Consider the following 14057-nt stretch of genomic DNA (forward strand, 5'->3'; position numbering starts at 1 on the left):
GTCGGCGTACTGGGCAATGATGGAAGCTCGGCAGGCCGGCGTGGGGAGGCGACGTGGGCTGGTTGCGGGATCGGCTCGGCCGCCTTCGGGGTGGGCCGATGGATGTCGCGGAGCGGCTGACCGGTGGCCTGCTTCATCTCGAGCAGGAGCAGGCGGACCTCAGCGACCGCGACACGGTGCGGAGATGGCTGCGCGAGATGCGCCCGGAGCACCAAACGCAGGTGTTTGTTCACCGACAGTGGGGCACGGTCGTCGCGGTCGCTGATCGCGGCCAGTCGGTGGGGGTGTTTCTGTCCGACGGCAAGAACACCTGGATTGCCGCCGCTCCTGGGACGACCAATGGCCAGCATCTGACCCCTGAGCAGATCGAGTACGTCCTGCTCGATGCGCTTACCGCGCCGGGGCCGCCAACCTGGGCGAAGTGGCAGGACTTCCCCTGATAGGCGTCGGGGGGTCAGGACTGCTTGACGGCACGATGTCAGTCGACAAGGACACCGGGATTGAGCACACCGTGTGGGTCGAGCGCCGCTTTGGCCGCCCGCAGGGCCATCGCGAACGGTTCGGGGCGTTGCCGGTCGTATCCGGGACGGTGGTCCCTGCCCACGCCGTGGTGGTGGGTGACCGTGGCGTGATGCCGGGCGAGAATCTCCATGGCGGCGACCTTCACGTCGTCCCACATAACCAGTTCCTGCCCTCGGCGGCCGACGCCGATGACGGTGAAGTAGAGCGCCGGCCCGTCCGGATAGACGTGCGTGAAGCGGCAGTTGATGATGCCTGGTGATCCCGTAATCTCTTCGACCGCCGCCCCGACGCTCGCTCGCACCGCCTCGTACAGGTCCAAGGCTCGGTCCCAGGTGCAGGCGGTCTCGAACGTCTCAACGATCGCTCCCATCCGGGCCAGGCCGTCGCGCAGGTAGGGCGCGCGCAGGAAGGACGTGCGCCACGCCTCAGCGGAGCGGTCCGCGCCGTCACCGTCGCCGCAGCGCGCGCCGCCGTGCTCGCGAGCGATGGTGAGCAGTTCAGCGAGTTGTCCTTCGACGGGGTAATCGGCCGACTCCACCCCCACCACGAGCATGGCCTCACCGTTTCGTGCCACACCGGACAGCAGGGCTTCACCGGGGTCGAGCAGGCGGCAGTTGGCGGGGTGCCGCCCGGATTGCGCGACCGCCCGCACGGCCTGCATCGCCGCCGCCATGTCCTCGAACGCGACGGTTGCCGACGCCTTGTGGCGTGGCCGCTCCTGCAGCCGCATCCACGCTTCGGTAATCACCCCCAGGATGCCCTCGGATCCAAGGAACAGGCGGTCGGGGGACGGGCCCGCTCCCGATGCCGGCAGTCGCCAGGATTCGCCCGTTCCGACGGGCGTTACGACGCGCATCGACTCCACCAGGTCGTCGATGTGTGTGTACAGCGTGGCGTAATGCCCACCGGCGCGGGTGGCAAGCCACCCGCCGAGCGTGGAGAACTCGTAGCTCTGCGGATAGAACCGCAGCGTCAGCCCGTGCGGACGCAGCTGATCCTCGAGCACGGGGCCACGCGCGCCGGCTTGAATGCGAGCGGCGCGGCTGACCCTGTCGACCTCCAGCACCCGGTCCATGGCGGTCAGGTCGAGCGAGATGACGCCGCAGTGATCCGCGCCGCCCGATGCCGGACGGTACTCGACACCGCCGACCACCGAACTGCCCCCGCCGTAGGGGATCACCGCCACACGGCGGCTTGCGGCCCAGTCGAGCACATCCACGATCTCGGCGTCGGTCTGCGGATATGCCACAAGGTCGGGAGCGCAGGCCAGGTCGCCGTGAAGGGCGCGGACGACGTCGCGGTAGGCCTTGCCGTAGGTGTGCCCGACCCGATCGGCCGGCGCCGCGGAGAAGCGCGGCGCAAGTGCGGCCGGCGGAGTGATGCGAGCCTGAGGGACGACCAGCTGCTCGATGCGAGGAATGGGTAGGGGCGTCGACGACAGCCCGGGCAGCCGCGTGCCCAGCGCGACACACTCGTCGTCCGACAGGGCACAATCCGTTCGCCCCCACCCCCACCACGACCGATCACCCATGCCGTCACTCTCCTTGGCGAATGAGTTGAACTCAACCTTTTACAGCTGACCAGGGTCATCCTCCACACGGGGCAGCGGGGCCGGACCCATCGCTGCGGCGCGTTGCGCGAGCCGGTCGAGACGCACTTCCGCCACGCCGCGGTAAGCGTTCGCGAGCACGCGGGCGAGCGGGCCGCGGTGCTCGAACCCGTGCGTGACCAGGGTTCGACCTGTGCTGTGGGGCCGGAGCTGCCAGGTACCGGTTTCGGCGAACCCGGGCACCTTCCAGGCAGTGTCGATGCGCTCGTCCTCGATCACCGTGTAGCGCCACGTGCCGCGGAGGCCGGGGCGGACGACGATGGCGAATTCTCGGTCCGCTGCGGTCCCGCCCGGATCCTCGATTGACAGGAACGCGGAGTTCCAGTCGGGAAGCCGGGCCGCGTCGAGGAGGATCTCGCGTACTCGCGCGGACGTCTCATCGATGATGCGGGTTGCTTGCTGGGTGCTCATGGCTGCAATCCCTTTCGCCTGAGCAGGGCTTCGCCGGCCGGTTGGTCGGTGACGAGTTCCGAGAGGATTCCGGTGATCTCGGGAAGGGTTCGCCCCGCGAGGTGTGGATGTGAGGGTACTGGCGTTGCTGGATCGATAGGGGTTCGTCGAGGTAGCGCCGGCGTCGGGTCGCCCAGGGCTCATTGCGTCCCGACGTCGTGCGCGGTGCCATCGGCGATGGCCCGGAGTTTTTCGGGGTTGGCCACGTTGTGGATGGCGGTGACGCGGCCGTGGGTGTCGAAATCGAAGGTGACGGTGGCGATCACCCGGCCTACTCCGCTGAACACGATCCCGAGCCCGCCGTTGATCTCGACGAGTTCGGCGTTCATGTCGGCGGGCTCGACGCCCTGGTAGGTGACGGTCCCGATGGCTGCGAACCAGGCGGCCACGGTGGACGCACCCACAACCGGACGCATGGCCTGGCGGACCTTGCCGCCGCCGTCCGTCCAGAGCGTGACGTCCGGGGAGAGCAACTCCATCAGGGCGTTGATGTCGCCGCCGGTCGCAGCGGCGAAGAACCGCTCCGTGACCTCGCGCTGCCGCGACCGGTCCGCCGTGAAGCGCGGCCGCCGGGCCCGCACATGCTCACGGGCGCGATGCGCGGTCTGCCGCACCGCGGCTTCTGAACGCTCTACCGCCGCCGCGATTTCGGCATGGCTGAAGCCGAACACCTCCTTCAGCACGAACACCGCACGCTCCAGCGGGCTCAGCGTCTCCAGCACCATCAGCATCGCCATCGACACCGACTCAGCGTCCATGACCGCCTCGGCGGCGTCGCCGCTGGTAAGAATGGGCTCCGGAAGCCACGGCCCCACATACATCTCACGCTTGTGCCGGGTCGAGCGCAGGCGTTCCAGCGCCAGATTCGACACGATCCGCGCCAGGTACGCCTTGGGGTCGGCCACCTGCGCCCGGTCGGAGGCCGACCACTTGATCCAGGCGTCCTGGACCGCATCCTCGGCATCGGCCGCGGTGCCGAGGATGCGGTACGCCACCGAGAACAGCAGATTACGATGCTGGTTGAACACCTGCTGGTCGAGGTTGGGAGGCGGGTGGGTCACCGCGCCTCCCGGACCCTGGTGAAGCGACCGCCGCGGGGCCAGAACGCGCCCGAGGCGGGCATCTTCTTCATACGGCCGTACGTCGGCCAGGGCGAAGCAGTCACCGTCTCCTTGTACCGGACCGCCAGGCGGCCGGTCAGACACATCCGCCGAGGACTGTCGTCCGGGTGGGTGAACTGCACCACCGCGTCGTGCCGGCCCAGGCTCACCGGCGTGTGGTAGTAGCCGAAGCGGAACGGCTTGGGCTGCTTGCCCTGCAACGCACGTACGATCGACACCGCAGCGTGCACACCGGTCGGCATACCACTCTGGCAGGTGCCGTGCATGACGCCGTAGCCCTGGCGAACCGCGGCCGCGTCGCCGACGGCGTACACCTGCGGGTGCGACACCGACCGCAGCGCGGCGTCGGTGACGATGCGGCCGCGCTCGTCGACAGTGAATCCGGCGGCGGCCGCCAGCGGCGACACCCGCGTACCGCTCGTCCACAGGAACGCGTCGGCGGCGATGGTCTCCCCGCCCGCCAGCTCGACCGCATCGGGCAGTACCTTCACCACCTCGACCCCGCTGCGCACCTGGACGCCCAGGCGCGCCAGCGCGGACTGCAGGTACGCCTTGGCTTTCGGGTTCATGGCCGCACCGGGTTCACCCCGGCCGAGCAACACGACGTTCAGCTCGGGGTGCCGCTCGGCGATCTCCGCGGCCGACTCGACACCGGTCAACCCGCTGCCACCGACCACCACCGTGCCGCCATCCCGCCGCGCCAGCCGATCGGCCAGGAACTTGGCGTCCTGGGCGCTGTTCAGGGTGTACGCGTAGTCCTCGACCCCCGGCACCGCCGCCGTGTCGGCCACGCTGCCCAGCCCATACACCAGCGTGTCGTAGTGCAGGACCCGGTCGTCGTCGATCCGCACGATCTTCGCGTCGGCGTCCACCGCCGTCACCCAGCCGCGCACGAACTGCGCACCCGTACCCTCCAGCAGCTGCGGGACGCTTAGCTCGGCGACCTGCTGCCCGGTCGCCGTCATGTGCAGCCGCAGCCGCTCGGTGAACCGCTCCTGCGCATTCACCAGGGTCACCTGCACATCTTTGCGCCCCTTGACCCGAGCCGCGAGCTGGATCGCCGCGGACATGCCCGCGTAACCCGCCCCCAGGATCACCACGCGGTGGGTGGCCGCCACACCGGCTTCATGCTGTGCGCTCATCGTTTCGCCTTCCTCCACACGTTGCTGACGACCAGGAGATGCAAGCTGCCCGCCTGCCCGTGACATGACGTCCATGTGACGCGCGACACACTCGGCGGTAGTGCGGTGATCGCCGCCAGCCGGTCGAGCACGTCGCGCCCGCTGTCGAGCGGGCCGGTGGGGTGGCGAACTGGTGGGCCGGGCAGCCGGCCGGGTAGCGAGTCACCGCCGGCCGTGGTCGCCCGTGAGCAACTTCTATGGCAGTCCCTGCGCTGACCGAACCGATCGCTGGTCGTAGGTCTGCCCGTGAGCATCTTGATTCCGGTCACGCGGCACCTCGGCCGCTCCTACGCTGGAGGTCAAGGTGGGGCCCGTTGACTACCGCGGCGCCAACCCGTTTGAGCCCGTTGGCAGGCGGGTGCTGTGGAGCAGGTCGTCAAGCTAGACACCGAGACGACCACTCGTCGAGGCGCTCGCCGCGCAGGCCGGTCATCTCTCGGGCGCAGGCCGGTCACGTGTGCGGCGATGGCCATCGGGTGCGGGCAGCGGTCCAGCATCGGTTCAGTCACGTCCGCTGTGCCTCGCACAGGATCTGAGACAGGAGCCAAACATGCGTGTGGCCGTCGCCGGCGCATCCGGCAACATCGGGTCCCTCACGGTGGCCGCCCTGCGCCGCCACGGACACGACCCGGTACCGATCAGCCGGTCGCACGGTGTTGACCTGTTGACCGGTCAAGGGGTGGACGAGGCTCTGGGCGGCGTCGACGCTGTCATCGATGCGATCAGCGCGCCACCCGCCGACCGCGAGGCCACGGCGACGTACTTCGCCACCACCACCCAGAATCTGCTGAAAGCCGAGCAGCAAGCCGGTGTTCGGCACCACGTGCTGCTCTCGATCGTCGAAGTCCACCGCATCGCAGGAACTGCCCACTATTCGGGCAAGCGGGAGCAGGAGCGCCTGGTATCTGCCGGACAGGTGCCGTGGACCATCGTTCCCGTCGCGCAGTTCTTCGACTTCGCCGCGACGGTGGCCAGATGGACCGAACGTGATGGCACGGCTTACCTCGCGCCATTGCTCGTCCAGCCGATCGCACCAGCTGACGTGGCCGACGTTCTGGCGGAGGTCGCAGGTGGCCCACCGCAGGGACGCCATCGTGATGTGGCCGGTCCCGAACGTCAGGACCTTGTGGACATGGCACGCCGAACCCACCAGGCACTGGGACGCGTCATGAAACTCGTCCCCACCTGGGAAGCGATCCTCGGCCCGGACATGGCGGGCAACGTGCTGCTGCCGGGACCGGATGCCCGGATAGCGCCCACGACCTTCGACGACTGGCTCGCGGATCAGGAAGCGGAACGAGTACTCCGGCGTTAGAGATTTGTCAGCGAATGGGCCGGGTGTGCCGGCTCGGCACGTTTCACACCCGCCGCCGCCACCCGCCCGGGCACCATGCGGACGCCGCGGCCCGGTGGGCCGAGATGCATCGGTTCCGGGGCATCGAGGATGACGGGACGCCGACGACTCCTGGGCATCGCTGCGCACCGCTGGCACAGCAGTCCCGCCCGCAACGACTTCCGGCGATGCCCTGCGCCACCGCTCGGGCGGCCACGATGATAGCGGTGTCAGCTTCTGCTCGGCCGCTGGCGTGCCCATGACCTGCGTGGGCCTGGCGGCCGACCCGCGGTGGCCGCCGGCCGGATCCGCCTCGATTGGGCCAGATCCCGAGCGACATGTCCCGGAGCAGCCGCACCCCGCCTGGCAATGGAGCTTCTTGAGCGTGGCGCCCCGTTTCTGCAACAGTGCCGAAAGGGTTGTGAGATGTCCGCACGCAAGCTGCACCACCTGATTTCCACCCTGGTGCTCGCGCTCGCCGTGCCAGCCGCGACAGTGCCCGCCGGAGCGGGAGCGAAGGTCGCGCCCTCGGACGTCTGCGCGAATGCGACCAGCGGCCGGAAGACCGATGCGGTGGGTACGAAGTTCATGGTGGCGGCCGCCCATCCGCTCGCCAGCGAGGCCGGTTGCCGGATCCTCGCGCGGGGTGGCCGGGCCGCGGACGCGGCAGTAGCGGTGCAGGCCGTGCTCGCCGTGGTGGAGCCGCACGCCTCGGGGCTGGCGGGCGGCACGCTCATCAACTACTGGGATGACGACAAGGAGAAAATCCGGTTCTTCGACGGCTTGGCCAGAGCCCCGGAGAAGGTGACCGAGAATGTCCGGACCCCCACCGAGCAGGAACGCAATGGGCTCCGGACGGATCGGTTCCCGAACGCGGCCGGGGCATCCGGACGGTCGTTCGGTGTCCCGGGCACCCTGCGGGTGCTCTCGACGGTGCACAGCGAGTACGGTGCCCTCCCGTGGGATGAGCTCTTCGATGACGCCATCCGGCTCGCCGCGAACGGCTTTCCGATGTCCGCCAGCCTGCACGACGGCTTCGAGGAGCGCTTCAACGGGCGGAAGCGCTGCAACTACCCCGACCTGCGCCCCCGCTACTGCAACGGCGACGAGCCGAAGCCGGTCGGAACGATGCTGCGCAACCCCGAGATCGCTGAGGTGCTGCGCGAGATCCGCGACGGCGGCGCGGACGCGTTCTACGACCCGGCGGGCAAGATCGCCCCGGCGATCGCGGCGCACGCGGCCAAGGGGCCCGTCAAGCTCAAGGGGAACACGGCGGGTCCGGTGGTGATCCCCAGTCTCATGACGCCGCAGGACTTCGCCGACTACACGGCGGTGGAGCGCCCCGAGGTGTGCCGGAAGGCGCTCGGCCTGTCGGTCTGCACCGCGGCGCCGCCAGCGTTCGGAGGAGTGGCCACCCTGCAGATGCTCGGGATGCTCGAACGCGGACAGGTGGCGAGGACCAAGCCCGCCTCGGCGGACCGGATCCACCTCTCCGTCGAGGTCAGCCGCCTGGCGAACTTCGACCGCCGGGCGTACGTGGGTGACCCGGACTTCCACGACGTGCCCGTGGCCGGGCTGCTCGACGGGAAGTATCTGGACAACCGGTTCGCCCTCTACTCTCCTGACCGGGCGATCCATCCGGTGGAGCCGGGCACCCCTCCGAACGTACCGCCACCCGCACCGTCGATCAGCGACCAACCCGCCACCACGGACGTCGGCGACCCGACGAGCAACGCCAGCATCGTCGACGCGGACGGCAACGCGATCTCCATGACCACGACCAACAACAGTCACTTCGGGTCACACCTGGAGGCGCGGGGCATGATGCTGAACAACGCGCTGAACAACTTCACGGACACCTTGTCGGTCTCGCCCGGCAAGCCCGTGAACGTCCAGGAACCGAAGAAACGGCCCACCGCCTCGCAGGCACCGACGCTCGTGCTCGACCGCGAGGGGAAGAGGCTGAAGCTCGTGATCGGCGCGGCCGGCGGCTCGCACATTCCTGACTACGTCACCCAGACCCTGGTGGGCGTGCTCGTCGACCGCATGAGCCCGGCCCAGGCACTCGATCAGGGCCACTACAGCGGGCAGGACATCACCCGCAAGTGTGACGGGAAGCGGGATGCGCCCTCCGAGCTCGAAGCGAACCGGCGGATCGCCCTGAACCTGCCTGACCTCGTGACGCGCGAGCACCCCTGCCCGAGAATCATCGCACTCGACAGTGGCCTCACCGCGATCGAGGTTCGAGGAAAGCAGCTCCTCGGCGCGGCGGACCAGCGCCGGGACGGCGCCGCGACCGGGCGTTAGCACCGCCGGTGGGGGTATGCGCCTGCCGCGAACCTCGCCGATCCGCCGGGTGACTGGTTGGTTCGGCGAGGGCGCGGCGACGGCGTGCTCGACTCCGCCGCGCCATCCGCGCCAGAAAGGGGGCAGGACCGCCGATGCGTGCATTCGCCGTCCGTGTCGTGCTCGTCACCGCGCTCGTCGTCACCCCCGCCGGCGGGTGGGCACAACCCGCCGGCGCCGTCCCGGAACGCCTGTCCCCGCAGCCGGCTGCGGCCGCCGTGCAGCCGGCGGGCACGCCGCGCCAGGTCAGCATCCTGGGCTCGGGAGACATCCTGGTCCACCCGCCAACCTGGCGGCAGGCGCGGGCCGACGCCAGGGCGGCCGGCCGCTCCGGCTATGACTTCGACCCGATCTTCGCCTCGATCCGTCCCACCGTCGAATCGGCGGACCTGGCCATCTGCCACCTGGAGGCGCCGATGGGGCCGGGTGAGCCCAAGGACTTCCGGCGCTTCAGGGCTCCCACCGACCTGGCCGCCGCGGTCCGGACCGCCGGCTACGACACCTGCTCCACCGCCAGCAATCACGCACTGGACCAGGGAGAGCAGGGCGTGTACGACAACCTCGACGCCCTCGACGCCGCCGGTCTGCGCCACACCGGTACCTTCCGGAGCGCGACTGAGCAGGCCACCCCCACGACGTACCAGGTCAACGGCGTCAAGATCGGGCATCTCTCCTGGGCGATGAACTTCAACGACCTGGAGCCGCCGGCTGGCAAGGCGTGGCTGGCCAACCGCATCGATGTCGCCGCGATCCGTGCCGCCGCCGCCGCCACTCGAAAGGCCGGCGCCCAGATCATCGTGCTTTCCGCACACTGGGGGACCGAGATGCGGCACCCGCCCGACGGCGAGCAGCAGTCCTGGGCCAGACAGCTCATCGCCGACCCGAACATCGACTTGATCATCGGCCATCACGCCCACGTCGTACAGCCCTTCGAGCGGACCGGCGACAAGTGGATCGCCTACGGCGTCGGAAACACCCTCGCCCGCCACGATTTTCCCAAGGACGCCAATCGGGAGGGAGTGCTGGCCAAGTTCACGTTCAGCGAGAGGCCCGACGGGCGGTGGGTGGCCAGCCAGGCCGAGGCGATCCCGATCTGGCTCTCCCTCGAACCGACCATCCGTGTCCTGGACCTGCCTGGCACCCTTCGGCACCTGCCCGCCGGTGATCGCCGGCGTGCCCGCTACACCGCCGCCACGGACCGGATCACCGGATACCTCGACAGCCGCGGCGCGCTCGCCGCCGGGCTGCACGTGAGGCGCTGAACCGGCTCCCGTCGGACGCGGCCGGCCCGACCGGGGTCTCCATCTGCGCTGCCCGCCCCGACAGGCGCGCTGGCGCTCCGACGCCGGCTGGGGTTCATCCCGGCAGGGTGAAGTTCCCTCACCCTCCCTCGCTCGACAATTGATTTTGACCGTGCAACTTCCGATGCCCGCGGAAGGGAAGGGGTCGCCATGGGACCACACAGCAGGGGACAGGAGCCGGATTCCGAGCGGCGGACCAGCCAGGAGAAGTTTCGCGGACGCGCCCCGGTAGCGGCCGCAGGCGCTTCTGTGTCCCAGGAGCAGGTGGTCACCTGGCGGCGGCGAGCCCTCGACCAGCAGCTGCCGGCCGCCGGCTTTCCGGCGGGCTCCGGTAAGCCGTCGCTGGTTTATCTCTGGTCGACCATGGTGCTGGCCGCGGCCCTCGTGCTGGGGTTCGCGGTGCACAGTCAACGCGCGGTGCCGCCGGCGGTCATCGACTCGCAGCAGGACAACGTGTTGAAGGTCGCTTCCAGCATGCGACTGACCATCAACCACTCCGTCGAGGATCTTGACCAGCGAGTGGCCGGCCGCTCCCCGTCGATGCCGGATCCGGAGTTCGTCAAACAGCTGGTCGGCAATGGTACGGACTGGAGCGGAGTGGCGATCGTCGAAACCGCCTCCCGCCGCCCCTTGGCGACCGCCGGCACCGGGGTGCCGTTCGCGCAGCTACCGCCGGTGCTGCCCGTCAAGGACACGATCCCGATCACCACCCCTGACGGCCCGACGCTGGTGCGTAGCAGCAAACTGGACGACACGCGGACCCTGCTTGCGGTGCAACCGATCAACGTGGACGAGCTGCGCCTCAACCCCACCGCGCGACAGGGCGTCTTCGTCATCACACCGGACGGCAAGAGCACCCTGATGCAGGGCGTCAGCGCCGTGAGCGACGTGCACCTGCCGGTCGTGTTCCGGGATCTGGCACAGTCGGGCTCGAGCGAGGGTCACCCGATCCGGGTGACCGAGTGGCCGGACAAGCAACTCGTCGTCTCCTCCGCGCCGGTCGGAGAAACCGGGGCGACGGTGGCCACCCTGATCGTCGCGGACGAGACGGGAGGCACCTCCGCCCCCCAGGGCTTCCTGCTCGGCCTGACGCTGCTGGCGCTGGCGGTGCCGGGCTTCCTACTGATGCGGCTGGCGGTGGTCCGCCCGGTGAGGTCGCTGCTGCGGCAGGCAAAGGCCAACGCCTGTGGCGACACCTCCACCAAGCGGCACTGGCTGGGGGTGGCCGAGGCGCATCGGATCAACCGCGCGTTGGCCTTCACCTCCGGTGACCCCTCGGTTCCCACCGCCCCGCGCAGGTGGTGGCGGTGGCGGTGGCGCCCGACCGCGACGCTTGTCCTGAGCCTGGCGGCCGTGGCGGCTCTGCTCTGGCCTACGGTGGCGGTGACCTACACGCTCCGCACCGCACAGCCGGCGATACCCGACCAGCTCGTCAGGGACGAGGAGAGCAGGGCCGAGGCGGCGAGCACCGTCATGGGCAAGGCGCTGAACAACGGTCTGCAGACGGTGGTCCGCATCTCCCAGGCGACCGAGGCCGGCGACCCGGCCCAGATGACCCCGGTCCTCGAGCACGAGATGGCCGACAAGAACCGCTTCCGCGGTGTCTACATCCTCGGCCAGAACGGATCGGTGGTCAGCTCCGCCGGACGTGATCCGCTACGGAACGAGCCGCTGCAGGGTGAGAGTGGCATCGATCTGGACAACCAGACCTCGCGCGTCCCGGTGGTCTACGCCTGGCGGGTGGCCGCCAACGGCGTCGCCGTTGTCGGTGAGTTCAACATCGACTACCTGCTGGAGATGCTGCGTGCGGTGGACGGACAGGTGCGGGTGGTGGACGAGGACCTACGCACCGTCTTCGACTCGCAGGGTTTCCGCGCCTTCCAGGAGTTGGAGGGAACGGCACGGGCAGCGGCCGCCGAGGCGTTGCGGGGTGGCACCGTCGGTATGGCGGAGACGCCCGCAGGGGCTCCGGCGCTGATCGCCGCGGCCGCCCTGAACAAGCCCAACACGGTCGCTCCGCTGAAGTGGTCGCTCGTGGTGGAGCAGGACCTGGCCGGGCTGCGATTGCCGCAGAGCGACGGGCGGCGGTGGACTCTGCTGGTCGCCGGCCTGGCGACGGGGGTCGTGCTGCTCAGCCAGGTGTGGCAGTACTTCCTCTTCGCCCGGCCACTGCGACGGCTCGCCACCGAGGCCGACCGGATCAACGACGGCTCCGTCGAGCAGCCGATCGCGCCGCAACGGCACGACGACATCGGCGCTCTGGCGATGTGTCTCGAAATCTGCCGTCAGGTCCGGCACACCGGTTCCAGCCGGTTGGGCGGTGCGACCCGTCTGCGCGGCGGGGAGGAGGACCTCACCATCGTCCTCCCCGAGATGCCGCCGCCCGATCGGGCCGCGTCACCACCCGGCGGTGGCGCCGATCATCGCCCCGACGATCGAGACGAAAGGGGTTGACGTGGCGTACCTCTACGTCGTGCTCGTCCTGTGCTCCCTGGCTCTGCTGGTCGCGGGAGTTGTCGAGCAGCGCAACCACTATGGCAACCTGGACCGGATCCAGGACCGGGTGCTGGTCAACGGCATCCGGGGCAAGAGCTCGATCACCCGGCTCTGTGCCGGCGCGCTACGCGGCGGCGGCCGGGTGGTGGTGGCCAAGACCACCGGCACCGCGGCCCGCTTCATCTTCCCGGATGCCACCGAGGAGCCGGTGCACCGCAAGTTTGGCATCGCGAACGTGGTCGAGCAGATCGGCATCGTGCGGCGGGCCGCCGTGTACCACCCGGACGTCCTGGTCATGGAGTGCATGGCGGTGATGCCGGCGCTGCAGGAGGTCAACCAGAGCAAGTTGATCCGGTCGAACATCGGCGTGCTGTGCAACGTACGCGAGGACCATCTCACCGAGATGGGCCCCACCCTGGACGATGTCGCCCGGTCCCTGAGCCGGTCCATGCCGGTCGGGGGTGTCTGCGTCACCGCCGAGCGGGAGCGGCTGGCGATCCTGCAGGAGGAGGCCGAGCGGCGGGACTGCCGGCTCGTCGCGGTCGACCCCGAGTCGGTGACCGACCAGGAGATGGACGGCTTCGGCTGGATCACGTTCAAGGAGAACGTCGCCATCGCGCTGGCCGTTGCCGAAGAGCTGGGCGTCGACCGGCACAGCGCACTCAAGGGTATGTGGGAGGCGCCGCCGGACCCTGGCGTGCTGTCCGTGGCGCGGGTGATGCACGGCGACAAGCGCATGCGGTTCGCGAACATCTTCGCCGCCAACGACCCCGAGTCGACCTTCATGAACATCCAGCAGCTGGAAGGCCAGCACCTGATCACCCGCCCGCTGACAATGGTGATCAATTGCCGGCCGGACCGGATCGAACGCAACGGCCAGATGGGCGAGCTGAGCGGCCGGGTGCAACCCGAGACCATCATCCTGATCGGAGAGGTGACCAAGAGCGCGCGGACGAGCATTCCGGCGGAACTCCAGGACCGGGTGGTCGATCTCGGCGGCAAGCCCGATCCGAGCCGCCTGCTCGAAGGCGTCACCGCGGCGACGCCGGACGACTCCTCGATCGTCGCCGTCGGCAACATTCACGGGCAGGGTGAGGTGCTGCTCCACCAACTGGCGGGGCTGCCGGGGTGGACCTGCGAGGACGGCTCGGAATCCGGCTCCACGCTTCGCCTGCCGACCGGGGAAAGGACGCAACGATGACCTTCGGCGGAGAACTCAGTGCCCAACTGGCCACCGCGACCCTCGGCATCGGACTGGTGTTCGCGTTGCTGTGCTACCTGACCACCAACCTCTCACCCGGCGGCATGATCACGCCGGGCTGGATCGCACTGACCCTCATCGAGGACCAGCTCCAGGCGGTCATCGTCGTGGCGGTGACCGTACTGACCTACCTCATCGCCCAAGTGCTGCAACGGGTGGTGATCCTCTACGGAAAGCGGCTGTTCGCGGCGATCGTGCTCGTCAGCGTGGTGCTGCAACTGACGCTGTTCGTGATCGTCCAGCGTGACCTGCCGCTGCTGTTCGCCCACCAGACGCTGGGCTTCGTCATCCCGGGCCTCATCGCGTACCAGCTGGTGCGCCAGCCGCCCAGGGCCACCATCCTGGCAACCCTCGTGGTCACCGGGATCACCTTCGGGGTCGCGTACAGCGGCGTCGTCGCCGGTTTCGTGCCAGTGACCTGACCGATCGCGGAATCG

Annotated in this window: 11 protein-coding genes; 7 read left to right on the forward strand and 4 right to left on the reverse strand. The window is 69.3% G+C overall.

The window, feature by feature from the left end; all coding sequences use genetic code 11:
- Positions 1-98 precede the first annotated feature (98 nt).
- Entirely contained in the window at positions 99-440 is a 342-nt protein-coding gene (locus tag I8N68_RS03910; RefSeq protein WP_200207712.1) for a hypothetical protein, read from the forward strand.
- A gap of 38 nt (positions 441-478) precedes the next feature.
- On the opposite strand, the gene I8N68_RS03915 is transcribed toward I8N68_RS03910, so the two are convergent.
- From I8N68_RS03915 to I8N68_RS03930, 4 genes are all read right to left on the reverse strand, one after another.
- Positions 479-2053: an FAD-binding oxidoreductase gene (locus I8N68_RS03915; RefSeq protein WP_200207714.1), complete on the reverse strand. Its 1575-nt coding sequence runs from the start codon at positions 2051-2053 to the stop codon at positions 479-481.
- Between the two features lie 39 nt (positions 2054-2092).
- Positions 2093-2542, reverse strand: coding sequence for an SRPBCC family protein (locus tag I8N68_RS03920; RefSeq protein WP_200207716.1), 450 nt, complete (start codon positions 2540-2542; stop codon positions 2093-2095).
- A 179-nt stretch (positions 2543-2721) separates the two neighbouring features.
- Positions 2722-3642, reverse strand: a complete 921-nt coding sequence (locus I8N68_RS03925; RefSeq protein WP_200207718.1) for an RNA polymerase sigma-70 factor — start codon at positions 3640-3642, stop codon at positions 2722-2724.
- On the reverse strand, positions 3639-4844 hold the full coding sequence (locus tag I8N68_RS03930; RefSeq protein ID WP_200207720.1) for an NAD(P)/FAD-dependent oxidoreductase: 1206 nt from the start codon (positions 4842-4844) through the stop codon (positions 3639-3641). Before I8N68_RS03930 ends, I8N68_RS03925 begins: the two co-directional genes overlap by 4 nt.
- A 589-nt stretch (positions 4845-5433) precedes the next feature.
- Here I8N68_RS03930 and I8N68_RS03935 point away from each other — a divergent pair.
- From I8N68_RS03935 to I8N68_RS03960, 6 genes are all read left to right on the forward strand, one after another.
- Positions 5434-6198, forward strand: a complete 765-nt coding sequence (locus tag I8N68_RS03935) for an SDR family oxidoreductase (protein WP_200207721.1) — start codon at positions 5434-5436, stop codon at positions 6196-6198.
- A 309-nt stretch (positions 6199-6507) separates the two neighbouring features.
- Entirely contained in the window at positions 6508-8523 is a 2016-nt protein-coding gene (locus tag I8N68_RS03940) for a gamma-glutamyltransferase family protein (protein ID WP_200207722.1), read from the forward strand.
- A gap of 134 nt (positions 8524-8657) precedes the next feature.
- Positions 8658-9824, forward strand: coding sequence for a CapA family protein (locus tag I8N68_RS03945; RefSeq protein WP_200207723.1), 1167 nt, complete (start codon positions 8658-8660; stop codon positions 9822-9824).
- Positions 9825-10112: 288 nt separating this feature from the next.
- On the forward strand, positions 10113-12317 hold the full coding sequence (locus I8N68_RS03950) for a HAMP domain-containing protein (protein WP_307812561.1): 2205 nt from the start codon (positions 10113-10115) through the stop codon (positions 12315-12317).
- Complete coding sequence (gene pgsB / locus I8N68_RS03955; protein ID WP_307812563.1) at positions 12274-13560, forward strand: poly-gamma-glutamate synthase PgsB; 1287 nt, start codon at positions 12274-12276, stop codon at positions 13558-13560. Before I8N68_RS03950 ends, pgsB begins: the two co-directional genes overlap by 44 nt.
- On the forward strand, positions 13557-14042 hold the full coding sequence (locus I8N68_RS03960; RefSeq protein ID WP_200207725.1) for a poly-gamma-glutamate biosynthesis protein PgsC/CapC: 486 nt from the start codon (positions 13557-13559) through the stop codon (positions 14040-14042). Before pgsB ends, I8N68_RS03960 begins: the two co-directional genes overlap by 4 nt.
- The last annotated feature ends 15 nt before the right edge of the window (positions 14043-14057 follow it).

This window comes from Micromonospora coerulea, assembly GCF_016598485.1.
Classification (GTDB): Bacteria; Actinomycetota; Actinomycetes; order Mycobacteriales; family Micromonosporaceae; genus Micromonospora; species Micromonospora coerulea.

What these genes read in the sequence shown, in the direction of transcription:
- I8N68_RS03945 (WP_200207723.1), top strand. Translation starts at nt 8,658, where the DNA reads ATGCGTGCATTCGCCGTCCGTGTCGTGCTCGTCACCGCGCTCGTCGTC.
- I8N68_RS03960 (WP_200207725.1), top strand. Translation starts at nt 13,557, where the DNA reads ATGACCTTCGGCGGAGAACTCAGTGCCCAACTGGCCACCGCGACCCTC.
- I8N68_RS03915 (WP_200207714.1), bottom strand. Translation starts at nt 2,053, where the DNA reads ATGGGTGATCGGTCGTGGTGGGGGTGGGGGCGAACGGATTGTGCCCTG.
- I8N68_RS03920 (WP_200207716.1), bottom strand. Translation starts at nt 2,542, where the DNA reads ATGAGCACCCAGCAAGCAACCCGCATCATCGATGAGACGTCCGCGCGA.
- I8N68_RS03930 (WP_200207720.1), bottom strand. Translation starts at nt 4,844, where the DNA reads ATGAGCGCACAGCATGAAGCCGGTGTGGCGGCCACCCACCGCGTGGTG.
- I8N68_RS03935 (WP_200207721.1), top strand. Translation starts at nt 5,434, where the DNA reads ATGCGTGTGGCCGTCGCCGGCGCATCCGGCAACATCGGGTCCCTCACG.
- I8N68_RS03910 (WP_200207712.1), top strand. Translation starts at nt 99, where the DNA reads ATGGATGTCGCGGAGCGGCTGACCGGTGGCCTGCTTCATCTCGAGCAG.